Genomic DNA, 16,177 nt, shown 5'->3' on the forward strand with positions numbered 1-16,177 from the left:
AATAGTCATACTATAGTTATAGTTCGTCACAGTTTTAGTCGATATGCTTTTAAAATTTTTGTCGTTTTAAATGACATTAAAAGTGCTGACATTAATGCTCATGATGGCCATAGGCAAAATGATTATGAATTGCATCATGGCTTTCCGCAGCAAGCTGACGATAAAGTCCTAAGTCATCAGTCTGGAAAAGCATCGTCTTCATTGAGACGCCTTCAATAACTCCATTTGCCTCCAACTTAATTACAGCGCCGAGACCAGCATATACATAATGATCCCCGAAAGTTTTGCGTAAGGCATTAAATGTAGGCTCCCCAGTGCAATGACCTGGGGCGATGTAATTAACCTTCCATTTATCACGCAAAGCAATTGCTACATTAGCTATCGTTTCATCGGGAGCTGTTACCAAGTGGAATCCTCCAGCTACCAAATGAATTTTAGGATTAATTTTTGCAGCCGCCTGAACAATATTCTCAATGCCAGGATGTGAGCAACCCACAAGGATCACTAGTCCATTAGGTGTATCAACTGCTAAAGAGAGCTCTTTCATTTCTTTAGTGCCTGGAGCATCCGATACCTGTGCAATAGCCCATATTCCCGGGGCAATTTCCGTAGTCTGATCAATTACCTGAAAATTAGCCTTCTCCCAAGCTGAACCAAATTTCATGGTTTCAGGTGGCGATCCATCGTAATAACGATACTCATTTGGTAGTTCTGCATCTTTACGATAGAAGGAGCTGGGTAAGGAAGAGCCGTAGATACCAAACCCTTCTCTCGGAGCATAAATTTTGACTTTTGGATTTGCCTCAAGGACTTTATTCAGTCCTGCCATATGGTCACTATGGCGATGTGACAGCACTACGAAGTCTATTTTTGAGAGATCTGCGTTAGCAACTTTGGCGTTATGTTTGAAAGTTTCGCCGTTATTACCAGTATCAAAAAGAATGCGTTTTCCACCTATTTCAATAATAGCCGCATAACCCCAATCCTTTTGGTAGGCACTCTGCTTTCCAAAGGCGTCATAAATTATTTTAATTTCAGACTTTGATGATTTTGCTTTCTGATCGTTGGGTGCTGCAAATACCAAAGGCACGGACAAGGAGGCAATAAATAAAATTGCAATTGCTTTAATAAATTTAATCATTAATTTCTTCTTTTTTTCATAGTTTTATTGAGTAAGGTTTTAATGTAAATGCCATTCATTAAAGATGTAACCTTAAACGACATGAGTTGCATATCAAACGATTAAATAATTATTCCATTAGAGCTTTTTATGTATATAGCAGTATGGGTACAGCAAAGGGGCAATTCCTTAATTTGGGCTCCTAAATTTAATATGCCGCAAGTCTTAATTCTCTGAGCAGTTGAGGATTCTAGTGAACCCATAGGACTTAAGCTATCTGTACTCAATGCTTGCAATGACCGCTCATGGCCGTTCTCTGCCCGTCAAGAACCTCAAAATAGGCTAATTTGAACGGCTGTTATAAGCTCAATATCAGCCATGGTGGTTAAAAACCCATATTGCGGTAGCAAAACTGCCTGATGACCGTTAAGCCTGTTTAATTCTCTCGCCCACTTTCTTAGCCAACTTCACAAGACCAAAAGCTACTTCAAACTAGCAAGCTCTCGATACCATTCCGGATAATCATCCTCAAGCATATTTTTTCTTATCCATGCGGGGTAATAATTCTCAGGATCAAAAGGTGTTTTATCAAGATCTGGGTATAACCTCGTAGGGTGAGGTTCTGGCTCTTTGTAACTCTTATCAAAGAATCTTCGGATTGGTTTGTACCATCTTGGCGTACTATCCGACGCTGGCACCTGCAAAATTCCAAGAGGAATAAAGTTTTTTAGAGGTTTCTGTTCAGAGCAGCGTTGGCATACCTGAAAATCATCCGGTTTGTGACTTTTTGGTGGTGGGTCAAAGGTTAAATTAATAGACCTACTTTTAGCCAGTATGTGTTTTTGCCCACAGCTTGAACATTGAAGTAATTGATAAGAAGAAATGCGGCTCATACTATAGGCATGAAGTAATTGAGCCAGTTGTTGAACAGTTCATAATTTTCCCGCCTGGCAGCATATATGTTCTATTTAAATTTGTAGGTGCAATTGGAGCTATTGGAGGTTGAGATGCATATCCTCCTGGTTGAGCATTGGAAGCCATACCTAAACCCATCCCCATAAGGGCTAGTCCAGCCGCCCGATCCTGTTGCTTCTTGTAAGCCGCAATTTGCTCGTTATATCTTTGCTCATCTTGGGCATACTTTGCCTGAGCAATAATTGCGTCTTTCCTAGCTTGATCTATTTGCATTTTACATGTTGCATATTCGTTTGTCTTTTCTTTAAATCCATATTTTTTACAGATAGCAGCATCATTTACATCTTGTTCATCAATGCTTGATTTAGACGCAGGATCTCTTTTTATCAATACTGCCTGCGAATATCCATTTTGTTTACAGGCAGTAATATTGCTCACTTCTTTACGACTCCCATCTGGCCATATTGCTGTAACTGGCTGCAAGGTCATGCACCCAGTTGTCATAAATGGTCCATTTAAGGTAACTCTATAATTAACATTTACAGGCATCTGACCAAAGCCAACATTGCCCTGATAGAGAGAAGCCCCGGGCGGATCAGAGCTGTAAATTACACCCAACTGACAGCCAGCTAGAAGTAATAAAGTGCAATAAGTCACTCTTCTAAAAAATATCTTCATTTACTTACCCTTTTATGGTTACCATATCCCGTGGTGTTAAATACGTCAATAGGCAAACATGCTGCCTATGGCAAGACCCTCAAAAACCCACGCTGGAAGCAAAGAATTAACCGCCCTTGGCAGAGCAATACGTGGTTTTCGTCTTGAAACTGGTTTATCTCAAGAGGCTCTAGCTGATGAAGCTGGAATTGATAGAAGCTATATGGGTGGAATTGAGCGTGGTGAACATAACGTGGCCCTAATCAACCTTGTAAAAATTGCCAAAGCTCTAGAAAAGACGACTGCAGAACTCCTAAGTAAAGCCAAGCTCTAGTCAAATCTTTGACACACTTTACAAAAAATTTTAAAAACGGTTACAAAACAGTGATCAGGTATACAGATCAACATTCCCTATTTTGTGTGGGTACCGGGTGGGCGGGGTGAACATATTGGGTATGAGTAAAGATAAACGCAGTCTTGGCGATGTCGAATATGCGGGCACTATAAAAAACCAAACCTTCAAGCAATTTCAGCTTGAACGACTCATTAGGGATGGGAAGGTCATTCCTGCATCGAAGCTGGCAGATGCCAAGAAACAGGAACTGGAGCGTGTTAGAGACTTTACAGCCGCCTCAATCGATGAAGAAAGGCATAGAAGGTCTGCAATCCCCGCACCAAAAGACAAGCTAGAAAGTCTTCCCCTGACTAGAGAGCCCTTTGAAGATTAATGGGATTAAAGCTATATTGAAATCCAAACGCGTCTTGTGTCACCTTACTGTGTCACTTTTGGGGTACTAGCCACATTTCCAGTCAAATAATTCTTGCATTCTTGAGGGCACTAAATTACCATAGAAGCCTTATGCTACAAGGGTTGTAGCGGTTAGAAAAAACAGGTCGGGAACGAAGCAGCCAAACCCAATTTCTGCCAGTGCCGGGGGTTTGGCTCATCCACCCCCAGCCTGCCATTACTGCCATTACGAAGTGAGATCAAACATCCCTAATTGATGGGAATATAGGTCTGAGGTTTATTGAGATCGTAAAACTGCACCTCTTTGGCATTGGGATCAATCTTCTTAAAGTCAAACGCCAACACATTGGTGCTTTCAAACATCTTGACGTAATACATCCGATTTTTATTATCAGCAACCACAGACCATTCTGTAATCTCAATACCACCTGCCCCCCCACCATAAGCATTGCTTGCAGGCAAACTAATCGCACCAGGAGGAATATCAAAGCTACCCAAAATATGCCAAGCGGTATTGGTATGCTGCGCAGTCGAGTAAGTGGTTGGTACGGACTTGGTTAAAAATAGCGCACGAATAAAGCGACTCGGACTGAGGTAGTCTCCTGGTAGGCCATGCAAACCGCTACCGGAACTTGGTGGAACAAAACTAGCGCCATTAATCACCAAAGCATTGCGCTCTACATTAGTCAGATTTGCGTAGTTACCAATATTGTTGAGTTGCTCACGAAAGGCAGGATCATTGGTCATCACCCCAGTTGGGTTATCGGTCATCACTAACTCGCCTTTGAGATACTCAATGACTAGGCTCTTACCCAGCGCATCATGCAAGGTCATGCGGACAGGTGCTGATTGATTATGAAATGCCGGAATGATGGAGCGATTCACCAAAATCTTTGGAAAGCCGGCTTTGACTTCATCAATCGTTGCATAGTTAGTCAAGGCATAAGTGAGCATCTGCACTGACGCAATACTCTTAGCGGAATCGGCTGCTGGCACCGCCTGAAATACCGCGGTATTGGGAGCATTGAGTAAGCCACCGACCAAACCTTTTTCATTCATACCATCAACGAGTACTGGCAAACCCAAACCATTCATACCAGCGGCGGTATATTTAGCCGTCCAATTGAGACCGGTACCGGGTTTGCTATCAACGCCCACACCTTGCATAGCCGTATTTTTAGGAATGAGAGTGAGCTGCGACTTGAGCGCTAAACCAAACTCCATCGTTCTGCCATACACGTAACCGTTGTCATTGCCTTTGAGCAAAAAGCTTGTACAGGCATTACTGATGAGAGGAGTCAATGCCAAAGACGCGCACACACTAGTGGCGACGATTTTTTTAGTGAGTTGATTCTTCCAACTTTGTTTAACTTGATTTTGCACAGCTACCCCTTTTATTGAAATGAGATAAGCAGCTTATTTTGCTGCTATTAAAAACATTCTAACTGAGGGGCGGACTAAAAAATCCAGAAATCTAGAAGATCTTCAAAATCCTAAATATTCCCCAAATCATCCAAATAATGGCTAAAACTAGAACAGTTCGGATATCTAGCTGGATCTTAAACAGACGCAATGTCTTATGGGTGCACTCAACAGAAACTTGCAAACTGAACCCTCCTCTACATAGAAAGATTTAGCGTAGAGGCTTGGGAAGACAATAGAAAGGGATCGCGGATGGTTCGGATGTAGGAAAGAAAGGAATCTGGTCCCAACTAGTTGCTTTAAGCTAGATAGATACCAAGTCAAGCCGAGTTTCTTTAGTGGCTCCCAACCAATTATTACCCCCATCATCGCTGATGGGGGTGTGATTGATTTAATTTAACAGCAGTTGATTCATGCGCTTTACAAAACTCGCTGGATCATTGAGTTGGCCGCCCTCTGCCAATAAGGCTTGATCAAACAAGAGATTGGTCCAATCATCAAAATGCTGATCATCGCTTTTAAGTTTTGCTAGCAATGGATGCTCCGGATTAATTTCCAATATGGGCTTCATATCAGGAGCATTTTGCCCTGCTGCTTTGAGCATGCGTAGCAAGTTGCCAGATAGCTCATTTTCATCGGCAATCAAACACGCTGGGGAATCTGTTAAGCGGAAGGTCACACGTACATCTTTAACCTTCTCTTCTAACACTTTTTTCATGCGCTCAACTAAGTCTTTGAACTGCTTCTCAGTCTCCTCATGCTCTTTTTTTTCTTTTTCATCACTCAGACTTCCTAAATCGAGGCCACCCTTGGCAACGGATGCCAATTGCTTGCCATCAAACTCAGTGATGAAAGAAAGCATCCACTCATCGACACGGTCCGATAGCAAGAGCACCTCAACGCCTTTCTTGCGGAAGATCTCTAGATGCGGGCTATTTTTAGCTGCGTTAAAAGTTTCGCCAGTGACGAAGTAAATCTTATCTTGGCCTTCTTTCATACGAGAGATGTACTCCGCTAGGGATACGGTCTGCTCAGCAGAATCAGTCTGGGTGCTTGCAAAGCGAAGTAACTTGAGAATGCGCTCTTGGTTTGCTTGATCTTCGCCGACCCCTTCTTTGAGTACTTGACCAAACTGGGTCCAGAAAGTGCGATATTTCTCTTTCTTAGCCTCATCGTCGCTATTAGCCAATTCTTCGAGCATGCTCAGTACTCGCTTGGTAGCACTTTCACGAATGACTTTAATGTCACGCGACTCTTGCAAGATTTCACGGGAGACGTTTAGCGGCAAATCGACTGAATCAATCACGCCCGTGACAAAACGCAGATACATCGGCATGAGCTTTTCAGCATCATCCATGATAAAAATGCGTTTTACATAAAGCTTGATGCCACCGCGCTTATTACGATCCCATAAATCAAATGGAGCTTTGCTGGGTACATAAAGCAGTTGGGTAAATTCACTTCTACCCTCTACGCGATTTAAGGAGTAGCACAGCGGATTCTCATAATCATGTGAAAGATGCTTATAAAACTCGTTGTACTGCTCTTCAGTAATGTCTGACTTATTACGAGCCCAAAGTGCCGAAGATTGATTAATATTCTCAAGCTCATCTTTGATGACTTGCTCTTTTTTCTCCTCATCCCACTCTTCTTTGCGCATTTGAATCGGCAAAGAGATATGGTCTGAATACTTGCGAATAATGGACTTGAGCTGATAACTATTGAGGAAATCATCTTCGCCTTCGCGCAGATGTAAGGTAATTTTGGTACCACGTTGTGGCAGATCAATTTGCTCAATCGTAAATTCACCAGAACCATCCGATTCCCAACGCACACCATCAGCAGCTGGTAAACCTGCACGACGGGTATCTACCGTGATGCGGTCGGCAACGATAAAGGCCGAATAAAAGCCCACACCAAACTGACCAATTAAGGCAGCATCTTTTTGCTGATCACCTGAGAGCTTGGAAAAGAATTCTTTCGTGCCAGAGCGGGCAATCGTGCCCAGGTTACTAATCACCTCTTCACGACTCATGCCAATACCATTATCGGTAACGGTGAGGGTTCTGGCAGTCTTATCAAATTCCACTTTGATCTTGAGCTCTGGATCATCGCCATACCAATCAGGGTGAGCAATGCCTTCAAAGCGCAATTTATCGGCAGCATCTGAGGCGTTTGATATAAGCTCGCGCAGGAAAATTTCCTTATTGGAATATAAGGAGTGGATCATCAACTGCAGAAGTTGCTTTACTTCCGCCTGAAATCCTAAGGTTTCTTTAGTAGCAACAGTCATTTTTGGCATCCCATAAAAATATGAACTTTTAGGTATTTGGGGGTGATTTTGCTAATTTCAAGGGCATTGCAAGATCACTTAGGCCGGCTTGTCACCTTGCAAGGTAATTCTGAGCATTAATCTTTCAAAGCCGTGATAGTCGTTAATTGGGTTGTGCAATACACAGCGGTTATCCCAAAGCGCAATGGCATTTTTAGTCCAAGAAAACCGGCAGGTAAATTCAGGCTTGATTTGGCGCTCAAAGAGAAAGCTCAGTAAAGGCTGGCTTTCTTCTGGGCTCATCCCTTTGATGCCAATAGTATGAGCAATATTAATAAATAGGGATTTCCGACCAGTTTCCGGGTGAGTTCTGACGATGGGATGCTCGGCTAGTAGCACTTCATTCGCTTTTGCGCTGCCATCATTCTTGATGCGATCTTCTCGAGTTTTAGAAACATCTGCCTTAGCTGAACTGCTAATACCAATCAGGCCATCGAGCAATTGTTTCATCGTGCTAGATAAGGACTCATAAGCCAAATACTGATTGGCAAACATTGTGTCACCTCCGTAAGGCGGAATTTTTTGAGAAAGCAGCATAGAAGCTTTGGGGGGAACCTTGAGATAGGTAGTGTCCGAGTGCCAAATACCGCCAAAATTAACTTTCTCATGTTTTAATTTTTTCACTTCAATAATCATGGGGAATTCATTAAGTCCTTTTACAAAAGGATACTTAATGGGCTTACCTATTAAGCGAGCAAAATTGAGAAAATGTTTTGCGTCAATATCTTGATTACGTAAAAAAATTACTTGGTGATCTAAGAAAGCCTGTTTAATCGAATGAATTTCTTCTAAAGAAAGTTTCTGATTCAAATCAATGCCACTAATCTCTGCACCTAAAGCACCAGAAATTTTTTTGATCGTTATATTAGCCATTTAGGGACTCCATAATCACTGCATAGAATTCGAATAAAGGAGTGATTTCCCCATTCTTTATTTCTCAATTACTTTGAGTATACTGATTCAAATCAACCAGTTAAGCACCTGCTAAAGGAAATACTACATGAGATTAGGAATACTAAAAAAGGTTATTTTCTCTGTTCTACCTTTCCTTTTTATTGGTGGACCTATCTCAGAGCTGCAGGCAGATGAGTTCCCTAGCAAGCCCGTGAAGATTTTGGTTCCGCAAACACCTGGCGGCGCCTCAGATGCCTTAGCAAGAATTGTGGCTCAGAAATTAGGTGAAAAGTGGCAACAATCGGTAGTGGTTGAAAATCGCCCAGGTGCTGGCGGTAATGTAGGAATGGAGTTTGTCGCTCTCGCTCCTGCAGATGGCTATACCTTGCTCATGAGTTACGCAGGTTCTCACGCCATTAATGGCGCCCTTTATAAAAATTTACCGTTCAATGTAGAACGGGACTTCACCCCCGTCGCCACACTTGCAGTTTTACCTTTTGTCCTCACCAGCAAACCCAACGCGCCTTTTAAATCAGCCAAAGAATTAGCGGAGATGGGTAAAACAAAGATCTTCACTTTTGGCTCTGCCGGTAATGGATCAGTCAATCATTTGCTGGGCGTAATGTTCAATACCACTGCCGGCATTAAGATGGAGCACATTCCTTATAAAGGCGCTGCTCCTGCCATGCAAGATTTGATGGGTGGACAAATTGATATCGTATTTACTAGCCTACCCTCGGTTGCAGGATCAATTAAGTCTGGAACTCTGCAAGCAGTTGCTGTGACTAGTGGTGTGCGATCCAAAAACTTTCCTACCATTCCAACTATTGCAGAATCGGGTTTTAAGGATTTTGATGTCACTCCCTGGTTTGGCTTATTTGCCCCAGCAAAAACGCCGCCCAATATCATTCGCAAAATCAATCAAGATGTAGCGGAGGTTCTGCGAAATCCTGAAGTCATTGAGAAATTTAATTCTCAGGGTGCCGATCCTTTTATCACGCAACCCAACGAATTTGCCTTAATCGTTAAAAAAGATATTCAGAAATGGGGAGAAGTTGTCAGAACCTCAAAGGCACAGATTGATTAATAAGCGAGGTTCAGATGAGTTGCTTTTATTTTTCAAAGCTTCTTCTAGCTAAGTCATTTGATTTTGTATCCCAGCCTTCTTGGATTACCAAGCATGCAACAATCGGCATCGCATGAATCAAGGTATGTTTTGCTTTACTCTGCAGCACAAAGGCATCAAAACTAATTTTTTGTATTAAGATCATTCGAACGATAAGCTTTGAACCATAAGCTGAAGATGAGGGTATATGCTTTCCGCGCAAGATAATGCATTTCTGGTCACTAGTGAACCCAATTCGCCGATGGGTAATTATTTACGCTGCCATTGGCATCCGGTAGCTCTTTCAGAAGAAGTAGCAGCGCCAGATTGCCCTCCTATTCGCGTCAAGGTCATGGGTGAAGACCTATTACTATTTCGGGATACCAATGGCAAAACCGGTTTAATCGAACCGTTTTGCGCCCATCGTGGCGCAGACCTTTTCTTTGGTAGAAATGAAGAGTGTGGCATTCGCTGTATTTATCATGGCTGGAAATACGACATTCACGGTAACTGTATTGATATGCCCAATGTCCCTAAAGATGCTGCCTATCATGGGAAGATCAAAATTAAAGCGTATCCCACGCAAGAGTTTGCTGACATGGTTTGGGCTTATATGGGTCCTTCAGACCTACAACCCAAAGACGTTCCTCAACTTGAAGTTGGCCTTGTTCCCCCTAATCAACGCTATGTCACTAAACGCTTAATCGAGTGCAATTGGGTGCATTCGATGGAGGGCGCATTAGATACTGCGCATTTCTCGTTTTTACATATGCCAGCCCCAGCATTTCTTAAAGACGACACTACGAATATTGCTGCTGATGAGAAACGCATCCGCTGGTTGCGCAATGACCCAGCCCCCCGTTTTAAGATCATTGAACATGCCGTGGGCTTTCTGATTGGTGGCGCTAGAAATGCTGATCCAGGAGACCACTATTGGCGCCTTACTCAATACATGTTGCCAACCCATTCCATCACTCCTTCAGCAATGCCCAATGAAACCTACTATGGTTACTCTTGGACGCCCATCGATGATCATCATTGTTGGATGTATGTCTATGCTTGGCATCCAGAACATCCCATTCCTGATGAAGAACGCAAAAAATATATCCAAGGTGGTTATGGGCAATTTGCAAAACTAGGCCCAGGCTATGTCCCTCTGCGCAACCGCAGCAATCAATATCTGATGAGTCGTGAAGAGCAAAAAACAATTACATTTACCGGAATTTCAGGAATTGCTGAGCAAGACCAGATGGCTCAAGAAAGTCAGGGCTATATTGTTGACCGCACCAAAGAAAATCTATCACCTACTGATGTTGGCATCATTCGTTTTAGAAAAATCTTATTAGAAGATGCGAAGGCTTATGCCAATGGCAAGAAACCGGAGTCTCCTCACCTGCCTGATGAATATTGTCTACGCGGCGGTGGAGCACATACGAAAGCCAGTTTGTCCTTAGAAGAAGTAATGCAAGAGCGCTTTGACTCCACCACGGGAAAGGTTCATGATGCCAAGCACTAATATTTTTACTGCACTTTTTTTTAGTCTGATTACCTGCTTCTTCAGCACAAGTAGCTTTGCCCAAAATTATCCCAATAAACCCGTGACAGTAATCGTGCCTTTTTCTGCTGGCAGTGCTAGTGATGTGGTAACTCGTGTATTACTAGATAAGGTGAGTAACAATACTGGCACCCGTTTTGTATTTGATAATCGCCCGGCAGCAGGCGGTAATGTTGGAACTGCAGCGCTGGTGCGAGCCGAACCAGACGGCTATACGATTGGAATTAGCACCTCTGGCCCCCTGGCGATTAATAAAATCTTAAATCCAGATCTGGGTTACGACCCTGAAAAAGAGATTCAAGGCATCGCTGTGTTTGCAGTGTTGCCAAATGTGATTGTGGTGAGCTCAACCCTCAATATCAATACTCTTGGTCAGTTAAATGACTATGTACGAAAAAATCCTGACGTAGGTTATGGTTCTGTTGGTAACGGTAGCTCTCAGCACTTAGCTGGTGCCTACTACGAACAACTTGTTGGTGCCAAAATGTTGCATGTGCCCTATCGTGTTACCGCCAATATGGTGACTGATCTAGTAGCTGGTCGCGTTCCAACGAGTTTTCAGTTATTTCCCAATGTTGTTGGACAAATTAATAGTGGCAACGTCAAAGCACTAGCGGTTGCCTCTAATAAACGCTTAGCCGCTATTCCCGATGTGCCCACCGCCGCTGAAGCGGGCCTCAAAGGCTATGAATCTGCTGCTTGGTTTGCGCTCATTGCACCCAAAAACACCCCAAAATCTATTGTGGATAAACTCAATAAGGATGTGAACCAAGCCTTGTCTGACCCCACAGTGCGTGCGAAGTTTTCAGAGCTTGGGGCAGAACCGATGATTGGTCCACCAGAAGATCTCAATAATTTGATGGCATCTGATATTAAGAAGTGGACTGCGATTATTAAAAAGGGTGGTATTACTTTAGAAAAATAATCTGCAGGCGGGATTACTCTTTTTTAAGTCCAGCCGACTGCACTACTGGTCGCAAACTAACGAGTTCTTTGGCAATAAATCCAGTGGCGGCAACGCCCGTGAGATTGGTAATGGGCTGAATGGATATTGAGTTTAATTTTTCTAATAACTCTGGGTTTTTGAGAGCCTTAGTTGTCGCCAATATCAAGGTATTATTCACTTGAGGCGACAGACCCTCAGGTGCTGAGACAATATTCCATAAAGCCGCTTGGAAATCTTTTAAGCCCGTTACCTCATTTACGGTCGGCACATCAGGAATCAAAGGAGATCGCTTAGAGGCCGCAATTGCAACAATTCTTAACTTTTCAGCACGATGTTGTTGAATTAATGAACCTAATGTGTCAACCGTCATATTGACTTGATTGCCAATCAAAGCAGGGATTGCTTGCGCGCTTCCTCTAAAAGGAATGTGCTGGATATCTAGCCCGCCTAATTCATACTTCAAGCGCTCTCCGACAATATGCAAATACGTTCCCTCTCCTGCTGACCCATATTGCAACTTGCCTGGGTTGATACGTGCATATTCAATGAACTCTTTCAAGCCCCCTTTGGTTGTTGGGCTTACTGCAAACACAATAGGCGCATCCCCAACCACGGCAATTTCTGTAAAGTCTTTGATGGAATCATACTGAGGCTTTGGATTAATTAAGCTGTACAGCACATGAGTAGAAGCAGTTCCAAATAACAAGGTATATCCATCTGGGGCGCTGTTTTTCACTTCTAAACTTCCAATTGCGCCACTGGCTCCGCTTTTATTATCGACAACTACAGGTTTTCCCAATTGAGTCGACAAAGCCTGTGCGTACTGTCTTGCAAATTGATCGGTAGGACCACCTGCAGGAAACGGCACTACTAAACGAATTGGTTTAACGGGGTATGTAGAAGATGGGCCTGCGGTCTGAGCAAAGCTCGCCGAGACGGCCAAATAAGATACCAACACCCATAACAGCGATTGCATCAATTTCATTACGATCTCTTATAGTTTTCCGTCATTCCAATTTTCTGCTGGCATCGGCGGCTCCGCAATAAAGCCAGCCGATTTAATGGACTCAATAGCGCAGTATTCATCTTTATCTGATGCATCACCACTAATTCCAACGGCGCCAATTGCTACTCTGTCTTGATTCACAATCAACACACCGCCTGGGGTAGGAATAAATCTGCCACCAGATGCAGCTGATAAAGCTGCTTGAAAACTAGGCCGATCAGATAATCTATCTCGGATAGTTCTAGTTGGCATTCCCATCCCAAGAGATGCCCAAGCTTTACCAATGGCAATATCGTGACGCAAGATACCACAACCATCTTCTCTTTTAAAAGAGACTACATGCCCACCAGAATCCAATACCACCACTGCCAATGGCAAAAGTTGATGTTTTGAACGCAATCTTAGAGCCTCATCAATGATCCGTTCAGCATCAGCTAAAGTAAGACTTGAATGATTTGCAATGAGCTTTTCTGCCATGGTTTTTGCTCCGGTTCACTAATTACTTTTATTTTTCAAAGCTTCTTCTAGCTGGGTAATTTTATTTTGCATTGCAGCCATCTTGGCATTGAGCGCGCCCACATTTAAGAAAGTTTCATCCGCTACAGGCGCTTTGAGGTTATTACCCCAACCTAGCCAAGCTGAGTCATATACTTTGACCTTCTTAAAGCCTAAAGTCTTTAATACCACTGCCGTTTCAGCAGCGCGCACCCCGCTTTGGCAATACACCACTGTCTCTTTATCAGGATCGAGATTGGCATACAGTTTTTTAAGATCTGTTTGATTTTTCAGTGCCATACCGGAGTTATCAGCAACCTGTTTTTTACCCAACTTAATCGCGGTCGCCGGATCTTGCCAGTTGTCCTCAAAAGGAATATTGATGGAATTGGGAATATGGCCACCGCGAATAGCTCTGACATCTTTGCCCGAAAATTCATCGGGAGTTCTGGCATCAATAATTTGTACTGACTTTGATTGAGCAATCTTGAGCATCTCCTCATTGCTAACTACTAACTGAGGCTGAGCTACTAGTGCGACGGATACCGGTGGTAAGGCTTGGCGCTCTTTTTGCATTGGTAAACCCGCTTGCTTCCAGCCATCAATACCATCGTGATAAATCTGCGCATTTTTTCCACCAAAGTAATTAATAGTGTACAAACCAAAATAAGCATAGGGATTGCCCCGCGCACCATAAACTACAACATCTTTATTCACATCTAATCCGGCACTGTTAAAGAGCTTCTGGATTTGTTCTGTAGGAATGTAGTCTTCCTTATTTGGATCGCGAAGTGTGCCGCCGACTTCACCAATATTGATTGCGCCTGGGATGTGGCCTTCTAAATAACTCTTTTCATCACGCACGTCCCAAATGATCGCGCCGCGCGCAACTGCCTGCTGCATCTGATCGGTTTGGATAATGGCTATTTTTTGCTGAGCAAAAGCCAGGGAAAAAATAGATGCCAATACGATTGCTAATAATGATTTCACTGTACTTCCTTTAATTAAATAGATTTAAAAGCTTACATAAGGGATAACAAATAAGCAGCGCCAAAAATACCTTGTATCAGAATAGCATTATTTGAATTCCCAAAGGCTTTAGATCTAAAAACTTTTGACCATTTTTTATTCAGAAAATTCAATGGTCCCAGATGCTCCAATTTAAGGAAGGTGGCGATGGTTGGGTCCAAGAGATTGGATACTTTCTGACTCCCAAACCTAGTCGGCTCCAGATGTAAGCAACTACAAAAATAATAGTGACACCGAGTAATACCGTGACACCAAGATGAATAAAACTCGCATGGGCCTGAATCATAATGAGCGGGTTTGCACCTGCGGGTGGATGAACACATCTCACCACCAATAAGATGCCGATCGTTACTACTAAAGCAATAATGTAGACCCAAAAAGCATCGCCAAATAATTGATAAGCCAAGATGCCTACTAGGCTACTAATAAGATGCGCACCAAAGACTGCTCTGGGCTGCGCAGCAGGCGCGGTAGTCAGAGCAAATAAAAAAAGTGTGGTGCCGCCCAATGAGGCTAACAATAGTGGGGAGTTGGTTTTTGTCACCCACAAGGCAAGAGAAATCGCGACAGAAGATCCAAGCAATACCCAAAGCAAGCGAAGCAAACGTGTTTTCATTGCCTCATCATAAACGCTTCATCAAAGATAGCCTAAAGCGCTTTTGCTCAACGAGAGCCAATAGCCTCTTCAGTAAACTTAGCCACCTTCAAGAAAGCCTCGTCTGCTTTGTAATTACCCATCAGCTGAATTCCTAGAGGCAACCCATTGGCAGACTTACCTGCTGGAATATTGATCGCCGGAATCCCCAAAAGACTACCTAGGGCGCAGAATGAAGGATCACCGGTCCAGCTCAAGCCTTTGGGGGCTTCACCAGTTGCAGGGGCTAATAAAAGAGCATCAACGTCTTTGAATAACTCACCAACAGAGTGACGTAATTTGCTTTGCACTGCTAAGGCCGCTTCATATTGCGCCTGGGAATATTCTGCTCCCTTGGTGGCGGTCTCTTTAATATTTTCACAAAGAAGCTCTTGATTGTTTTCCATGTGTTTTTGATGAATGTGCGCAACATCAAAGCCCATGATCGTTGGCATTTGATCAATGCCCTCCCAGTATTGCGCTGGGATCTCCATTGTTTTTACGCTCACGCCAGCCTGCTCTAGCTTTTCGACTGCAAACTGTAGCGTTTGCTGTTGCTCGGCGCTCATTAAGTGATCAAACGGTGTTTTAAGTAATGCTATTTTGGGCGCATGCGCCAACTTTAAATCCGGTATGACAATTTGGGCTGTTTTGGTGCTGCCATCTTTGAGCAATTGAAACGCAAAAGCGGCGTCCTCAACTGAGCGAGTAAAAAATCCAATGTGATCTAAAGAGTAAGCAAACGGGTGGACACCTTCTTTGATGATTGATCCAAAGCTAGGCTTAAAGCCCACCACGCCACAAAACGCTGCCGGACGCACAATCGAGCCTACTGTCTGAGAGCCGATGGCAAGCGGCAGAATACCGGCCGCTACTGAAGCGGCAGATCCACTAGAAGAGCCTCCTGGAGTATGTTCCGAATTCCAAGGGTTCACTGTTGGCCCTGGGGTTCTCCATGCAAATTGGGTCGTCACAGTCTTACCAAAAATCAGCCCACCCAATGCCCGAATTCTTTGCACAATCGGCGCATCTTCCTGGGGACGATGATTGGCGTAAATTGGTGAACCATTGGTGGTGATTAAATCTTGGGTATTAATAATGTCTTTAATTCCAATCGGAATACCTGACAAAGGTCCAGGCGCAATCGCCTTTTTTAAATCCTCTAAAGTGTTTCTGGAAACAAAGGCTTTTAAGTTAGGCTCTAGTTGATTGGCTAACTCAAATGATTGCGTTAATAAAGTTTGCGGGTCAAGTTTGCCTTCGCTGATCTGCTTGACCGCTGCAATTAAACCAAGGGGTTTGCTATGTTGCTCACTCAT

The 16,177-nt window shown here is 43.4% G+C and carries 17 protein-coding genes; 5 read left to right on the forward strand and 12 right to left on the reverse strand.

The window, feature by feature from the left end; all coding sequences use genetic code 11:
- Nucleotides 1-91: 91 nt before the first annotated feature.
- The 3 genes from C2756_RS06970 to C2756_RS06980 all read right to left on the reverse strand — a co-directional run bounded on the left by C2756_RS06970 (nt 92) and on the right by C2756_RS06980 (nt 2,713).
- Nucleotides 92-1,141 (reverse strand): MBL fold metallo-hydrolase, encoded by a 1,050-nt coding sequence (locus C2756_RS06970; protein WP_215318247.1) that lies wholly within the window; start codon nt 1,139-1,141, stop codon nt 92-94.
- A gap of 461 nt (nt 1,142-1,602) precedes the next feature.
- Nucleotides 1,603-2,013, reverse strand: a complete 411-nt coding sequence (locus C2756_RS06975) for a hypothetical protein (RefSeq protein ID WP_215318248.1) — start codon at nt 2,011-2,013, stop codon at nt 1,603-1,605.
- 1 nt (nt 2,014) lies between these two features.
- Nucleotides 2,015-2,713: a hypothetical protein gene (locus C2756_RS06980; RefSeq protein ID WP_215318249.1), complete on the reverse strand. Its 699-nt coding sequence runs from the start codon at nt 2,711-2,713 to the stop codon at nt 2,015-2,017.
- Nucleotides 2,714-2,780: 67 nt separating this feature from the next.
- Between C2756_RS06980 and C2756_RS06985 the strand changes: the two genes are divergently transcribed.
- On the forward strand, nt 2,781-3,026 hold the full coding sequence (locus C2756_RS06985) for a helix-turn-helix domain-containing protein (protein WP_215318250.1): 246 nt from the start codon (nt 2,781-2,783) through the stop codon (nt 3,024-3,026).
- Between the two features lie 121 nt (nt 3,027-3,147).
- On the forward strand, nt 3,148-3,420 hold the full coding sequence (locus tag C2756_RS06990) for a hypothetical protein (RefSeq protein ID WP_215318251.1): 273 nt from the start codon (nt 3,148-3,150) through the stop codon (nt 3,418-3,420).
- A 269-nt stretch (nt 3,421-3,689) separates the two neighbouring features.
- Here C2756_RS06990 and C2756_RS06995 read toward each other — a convergent pair whose 3' ends face one another.
- From C2756_RS06995 to C2756_RS07005, 3 genes are all read right to left on the reverse strand, one after another.
- A complete protein-coding gene (locus C2756_RS06995) occupies nt 3,690-4,823 on the reverse strand; it encodes a linear amide C-N hydrolase (RefSeq protein ID WP_215318252.1) in 1,134 nt (377 codons plus the stop codon).
- A 430-nt stretch (nt 4,824-5,253) separates the two neighbouring features.
- Nucleotides 5,254-7,155 (reverse strand): molecular chaperone HtpG, encoded by a 1,902-nt coding sequence (gene htpG, locus C2756_RS07000; protein ID WP_215318253.1) that lies wholly within the window; start codon nt 7,153-7,155, stop codon nt 5,254-5,256.
- A gap of 78 nt (nt 7,156-7,233) precedes the next feature.
- Nucleotides 7,234-8,067 carry a TauD/TfdA family dioxygenase gene (locus C2756_RS07005; RefSeq protein WP_215318254.1) on the reverse strand — a complete coding sequence of 278 codons (834 nt, stop codon included), beginning with the start codon at nt 8,065-8,067 and terminating at the stop codon, nt 7,234-7,236.
- Nucleotides 8,068-8,194: 127 nt separating this feature from the next.
- On the opposite strand from C2756_RS07005, the gene C2756_RS07010 reads away from it, so the two are divergent.
- The gene (locus tag C2756_RS07010; RefSeq protein ID WP_215318255.1) at nt 8,195-9,175 is read left to right on the forward strand and encodes a tripartite tricarboxylate transporter substrate binding protein; all 981 of its coding nucleotides are present in this window, start codon (nt 8,195-8,197) and stop codon (nt 9,173-9,175) included.
- Between the two features lie 25 nt (nt 9,176-9,200).
- Here C2756_RS07010 and C2756_RS07015 read toward each other — a convergent pair whose 3' ends face one another.
- Nucleotides 9,201-9,359 (reverse strand): hypothetical protein, encoded by a 159-nt coding sequence (locus tag C2756_RS07015; protein WP_215318256.1) that lies wholly within the window; start codon nt 9,357-9,359, stop codon nt 9,201-9,203.
- A gap of 42 nt (nt 9,360-9,401) precedes the next feature.
- On the opposite strand from C2756_RS07015, the gene C2756_RS07020 reads away from it, so the two are divergent.
- Nucleotides 9,402-10,709, forward strand: a complete 1,308-nt coding sequence (locus tag C2756_RS07020) for a Rieske 2Fe-2S domain-containing protein (protein WP_215318257.1) — start codon at nt 9,402-9,404, stop codon at nt 10,707-10,709.
- Nucleotides 10,696-11,673: a tripartite tricarboxylate transporter substrate binding protein gene (locus C2756_RS07025; protein ID WP_215318258.1), complete on the forward strand. Its 978-nt coding sequence runs from the start codon at nt 10,696-10,698 to the stop codon at nt 11,671-11,673. Before C2756_RS07020 ends, C2756_RS07025 begins: the two co-directional genes overlap by 14 nt.
- A gap of 13 nt (nt 11,674-11,686) precedes the next feature.
- Here the strand turns inward: C2756_RS07025 and C2756_RS07030 are convergent, their stop codons facing one another.
- From C2756_RS07030 to C2756_RS07050, 5 genes are all read right to left on the reverse strand, one after another.
- Entirely contained in the window at nt 11,687-12,679 is a 993-nt protein-coding gene (locus tag C2756_RS07030) for a tripartite tricarboxylate transporter substrate binding protein (RefSeq protein WP_215318259.1), read from the reverse strand.
- A gap of 9 nt (nt 12,680-12,688) precedes the next feature.
- The gene (locus C2756_RS07035) at nt 12,689-13,177 is read right to left on the reverse strand and encodes a heme-binding protein (RefSeq protein ID WP_215318260.1); all 489 of its coding nucleotides are present in this window, start codon (nt 13,175-13,177) and stop codon (nt 12,689-12,691) included.
- An 18-nt stretch (nt 13,178-13,195) separates the two neighbouring features.
- Nucleotides 13,196-14,185: a sulfurtransferase gene (locus C2756_RS07040; RefSeq protein WP_215318261.1), complete on the reverse strand. Its 990-nt coding sequence runs from the start codon at nt 14,183-14,185 to the stop codon at nt 13,196-13,198.
- Nucleotides 14,186-14,333: 148 nt separating this feature from the next.
- Nucleotides 14,334-14,840, reverse strand: a complete 507-nt coding sequence (locus C2756_RS07045; protein ID WP_215318262.1) for an HPP family protein — start codon at nt 14,838-14,840, stop codon at nt 14,334-14,336.
- A gap of 47 nt (nt 14,841-14,887) precedes the next feature.
- Nucleotides 14,888-16,177 carry an amidase gene (locus tag C2756_RS07050; protein WP_215318263.1) on the reverse strand — a complete coding sequence of 430 codons (1,290 nt, stop codon included), beginning with the start codon at nt 16,175-16,177 and terminating at the stop codon, nt 14,888-14,890.

This window comes from Polynucleobacter sp. UB-Siik-W21, assembly GCF_018687415.1.
Lineage (GTDB): Bacteria > Pseudomonadota > Gammaproteobacteria > Burkholderiales > Burkholderiaceae > Polynucleobacter.

Coding starts and splice junctions, on each gene's coding strand:
- C2756_RS06970 (WP_215318247.1), bottom strand. CDS start 1,141: ATGATTAAATTTATTAAAGCAATTGCAATTTTATTTATTGCCTCCTTG.
- C2756_RS06975 (WP_215318248.1), bottom strand. CDS start 2,013: ATGAGCCGCATTTCTTCTTATCAATTACTTCAATGTTCAAGCTGTGGG.
- C2756_RS06980 (WP_215318249.1), bottom strand. CDS start 2,713: ATGAAGATATTTTTTAGAAGAGTGACTTATTGCACTTTATTACTTCTA.
- C2756_RS06985 (WP_215318250.1), top strand. CDS start 2,781: ATGGCAAGACCCTCAAAAACCCACGCTGGAAGCAAAGAATTAACCGCC.
- C2756_RS06990 (WP_215318251.1), top strand. CDS start 3,148: ATGAGTAAAGATAAACGCAGTCTTGGCGATGTCGAATATGCGGGCACT.
- htpG (WP_215318253.1), bottom strand. CDS start 7,155: ATGACTGTTGCTACTAAAGAAACCTTAGGATTTCAGGCGGAAGTAAAG.
- C2756_RS07005 (WP_215318254.1), bottom strand. CDS start 8,067: ATGGCTAATATAACGATCAAAAAAATTTCTGGTGCTTTAGGTGCAGAG.
- C2756_RS07010 (WP_215318255.1), top strand. CDS start 8,195: ATGAGATTAGGAATACTAAAAAAGGTTATTTTCTCTGTTCTACCTTTC.
- C2756_RS07015 (WP_215318256.1), bottom strand. CDS start 9,359: ATGATCTTAATACAAAAAATTAGTTTTGATGCCTTTGTGCTGCAGAGT.
- C2756_RS07020 (WP_215318257.1), top strand. CDS start 9,402: ATGCTTTCCGCGCAAGATAATGCATTTCTGGTCACTAGTGAACCCAAT.
- C2756_RS07025 (WP_215318258.1), top strand. CDS start 10,696: ATGCCAAGCACTAATATTTTTACTGCACTTTTTTTTAGTCTGATTACC.
- C2756_RS07030 (WP_215318259.1), bottom strand. CDS start 12,679: ATGAAATTGATGCAATCGCTGTTATGGGTGTTGGTATCTTATTTGGCC.
- C2756_RS07035 (WP_215318260.1), bottom strand. CDS start 13,177: ATGGCAGAAAAGCTCATTGCAAATCATTCAAGTCTTACTTTAGCTGAT.
- C2756_RS07045 (WP_215318262.1), bottom strand. CDS start 14,840: ATGAAAACACGTTTGCTTCGCTTGCTTTGGGTATTGCTTGGATCTTCT.
- C2756_RS07050 (WP_215318263.1), bottom strand. CDS start 16,177: ATGAGTGAGCAACATAGCAAACCCCTTGGTTTAATTGCAGCGGTCAAG.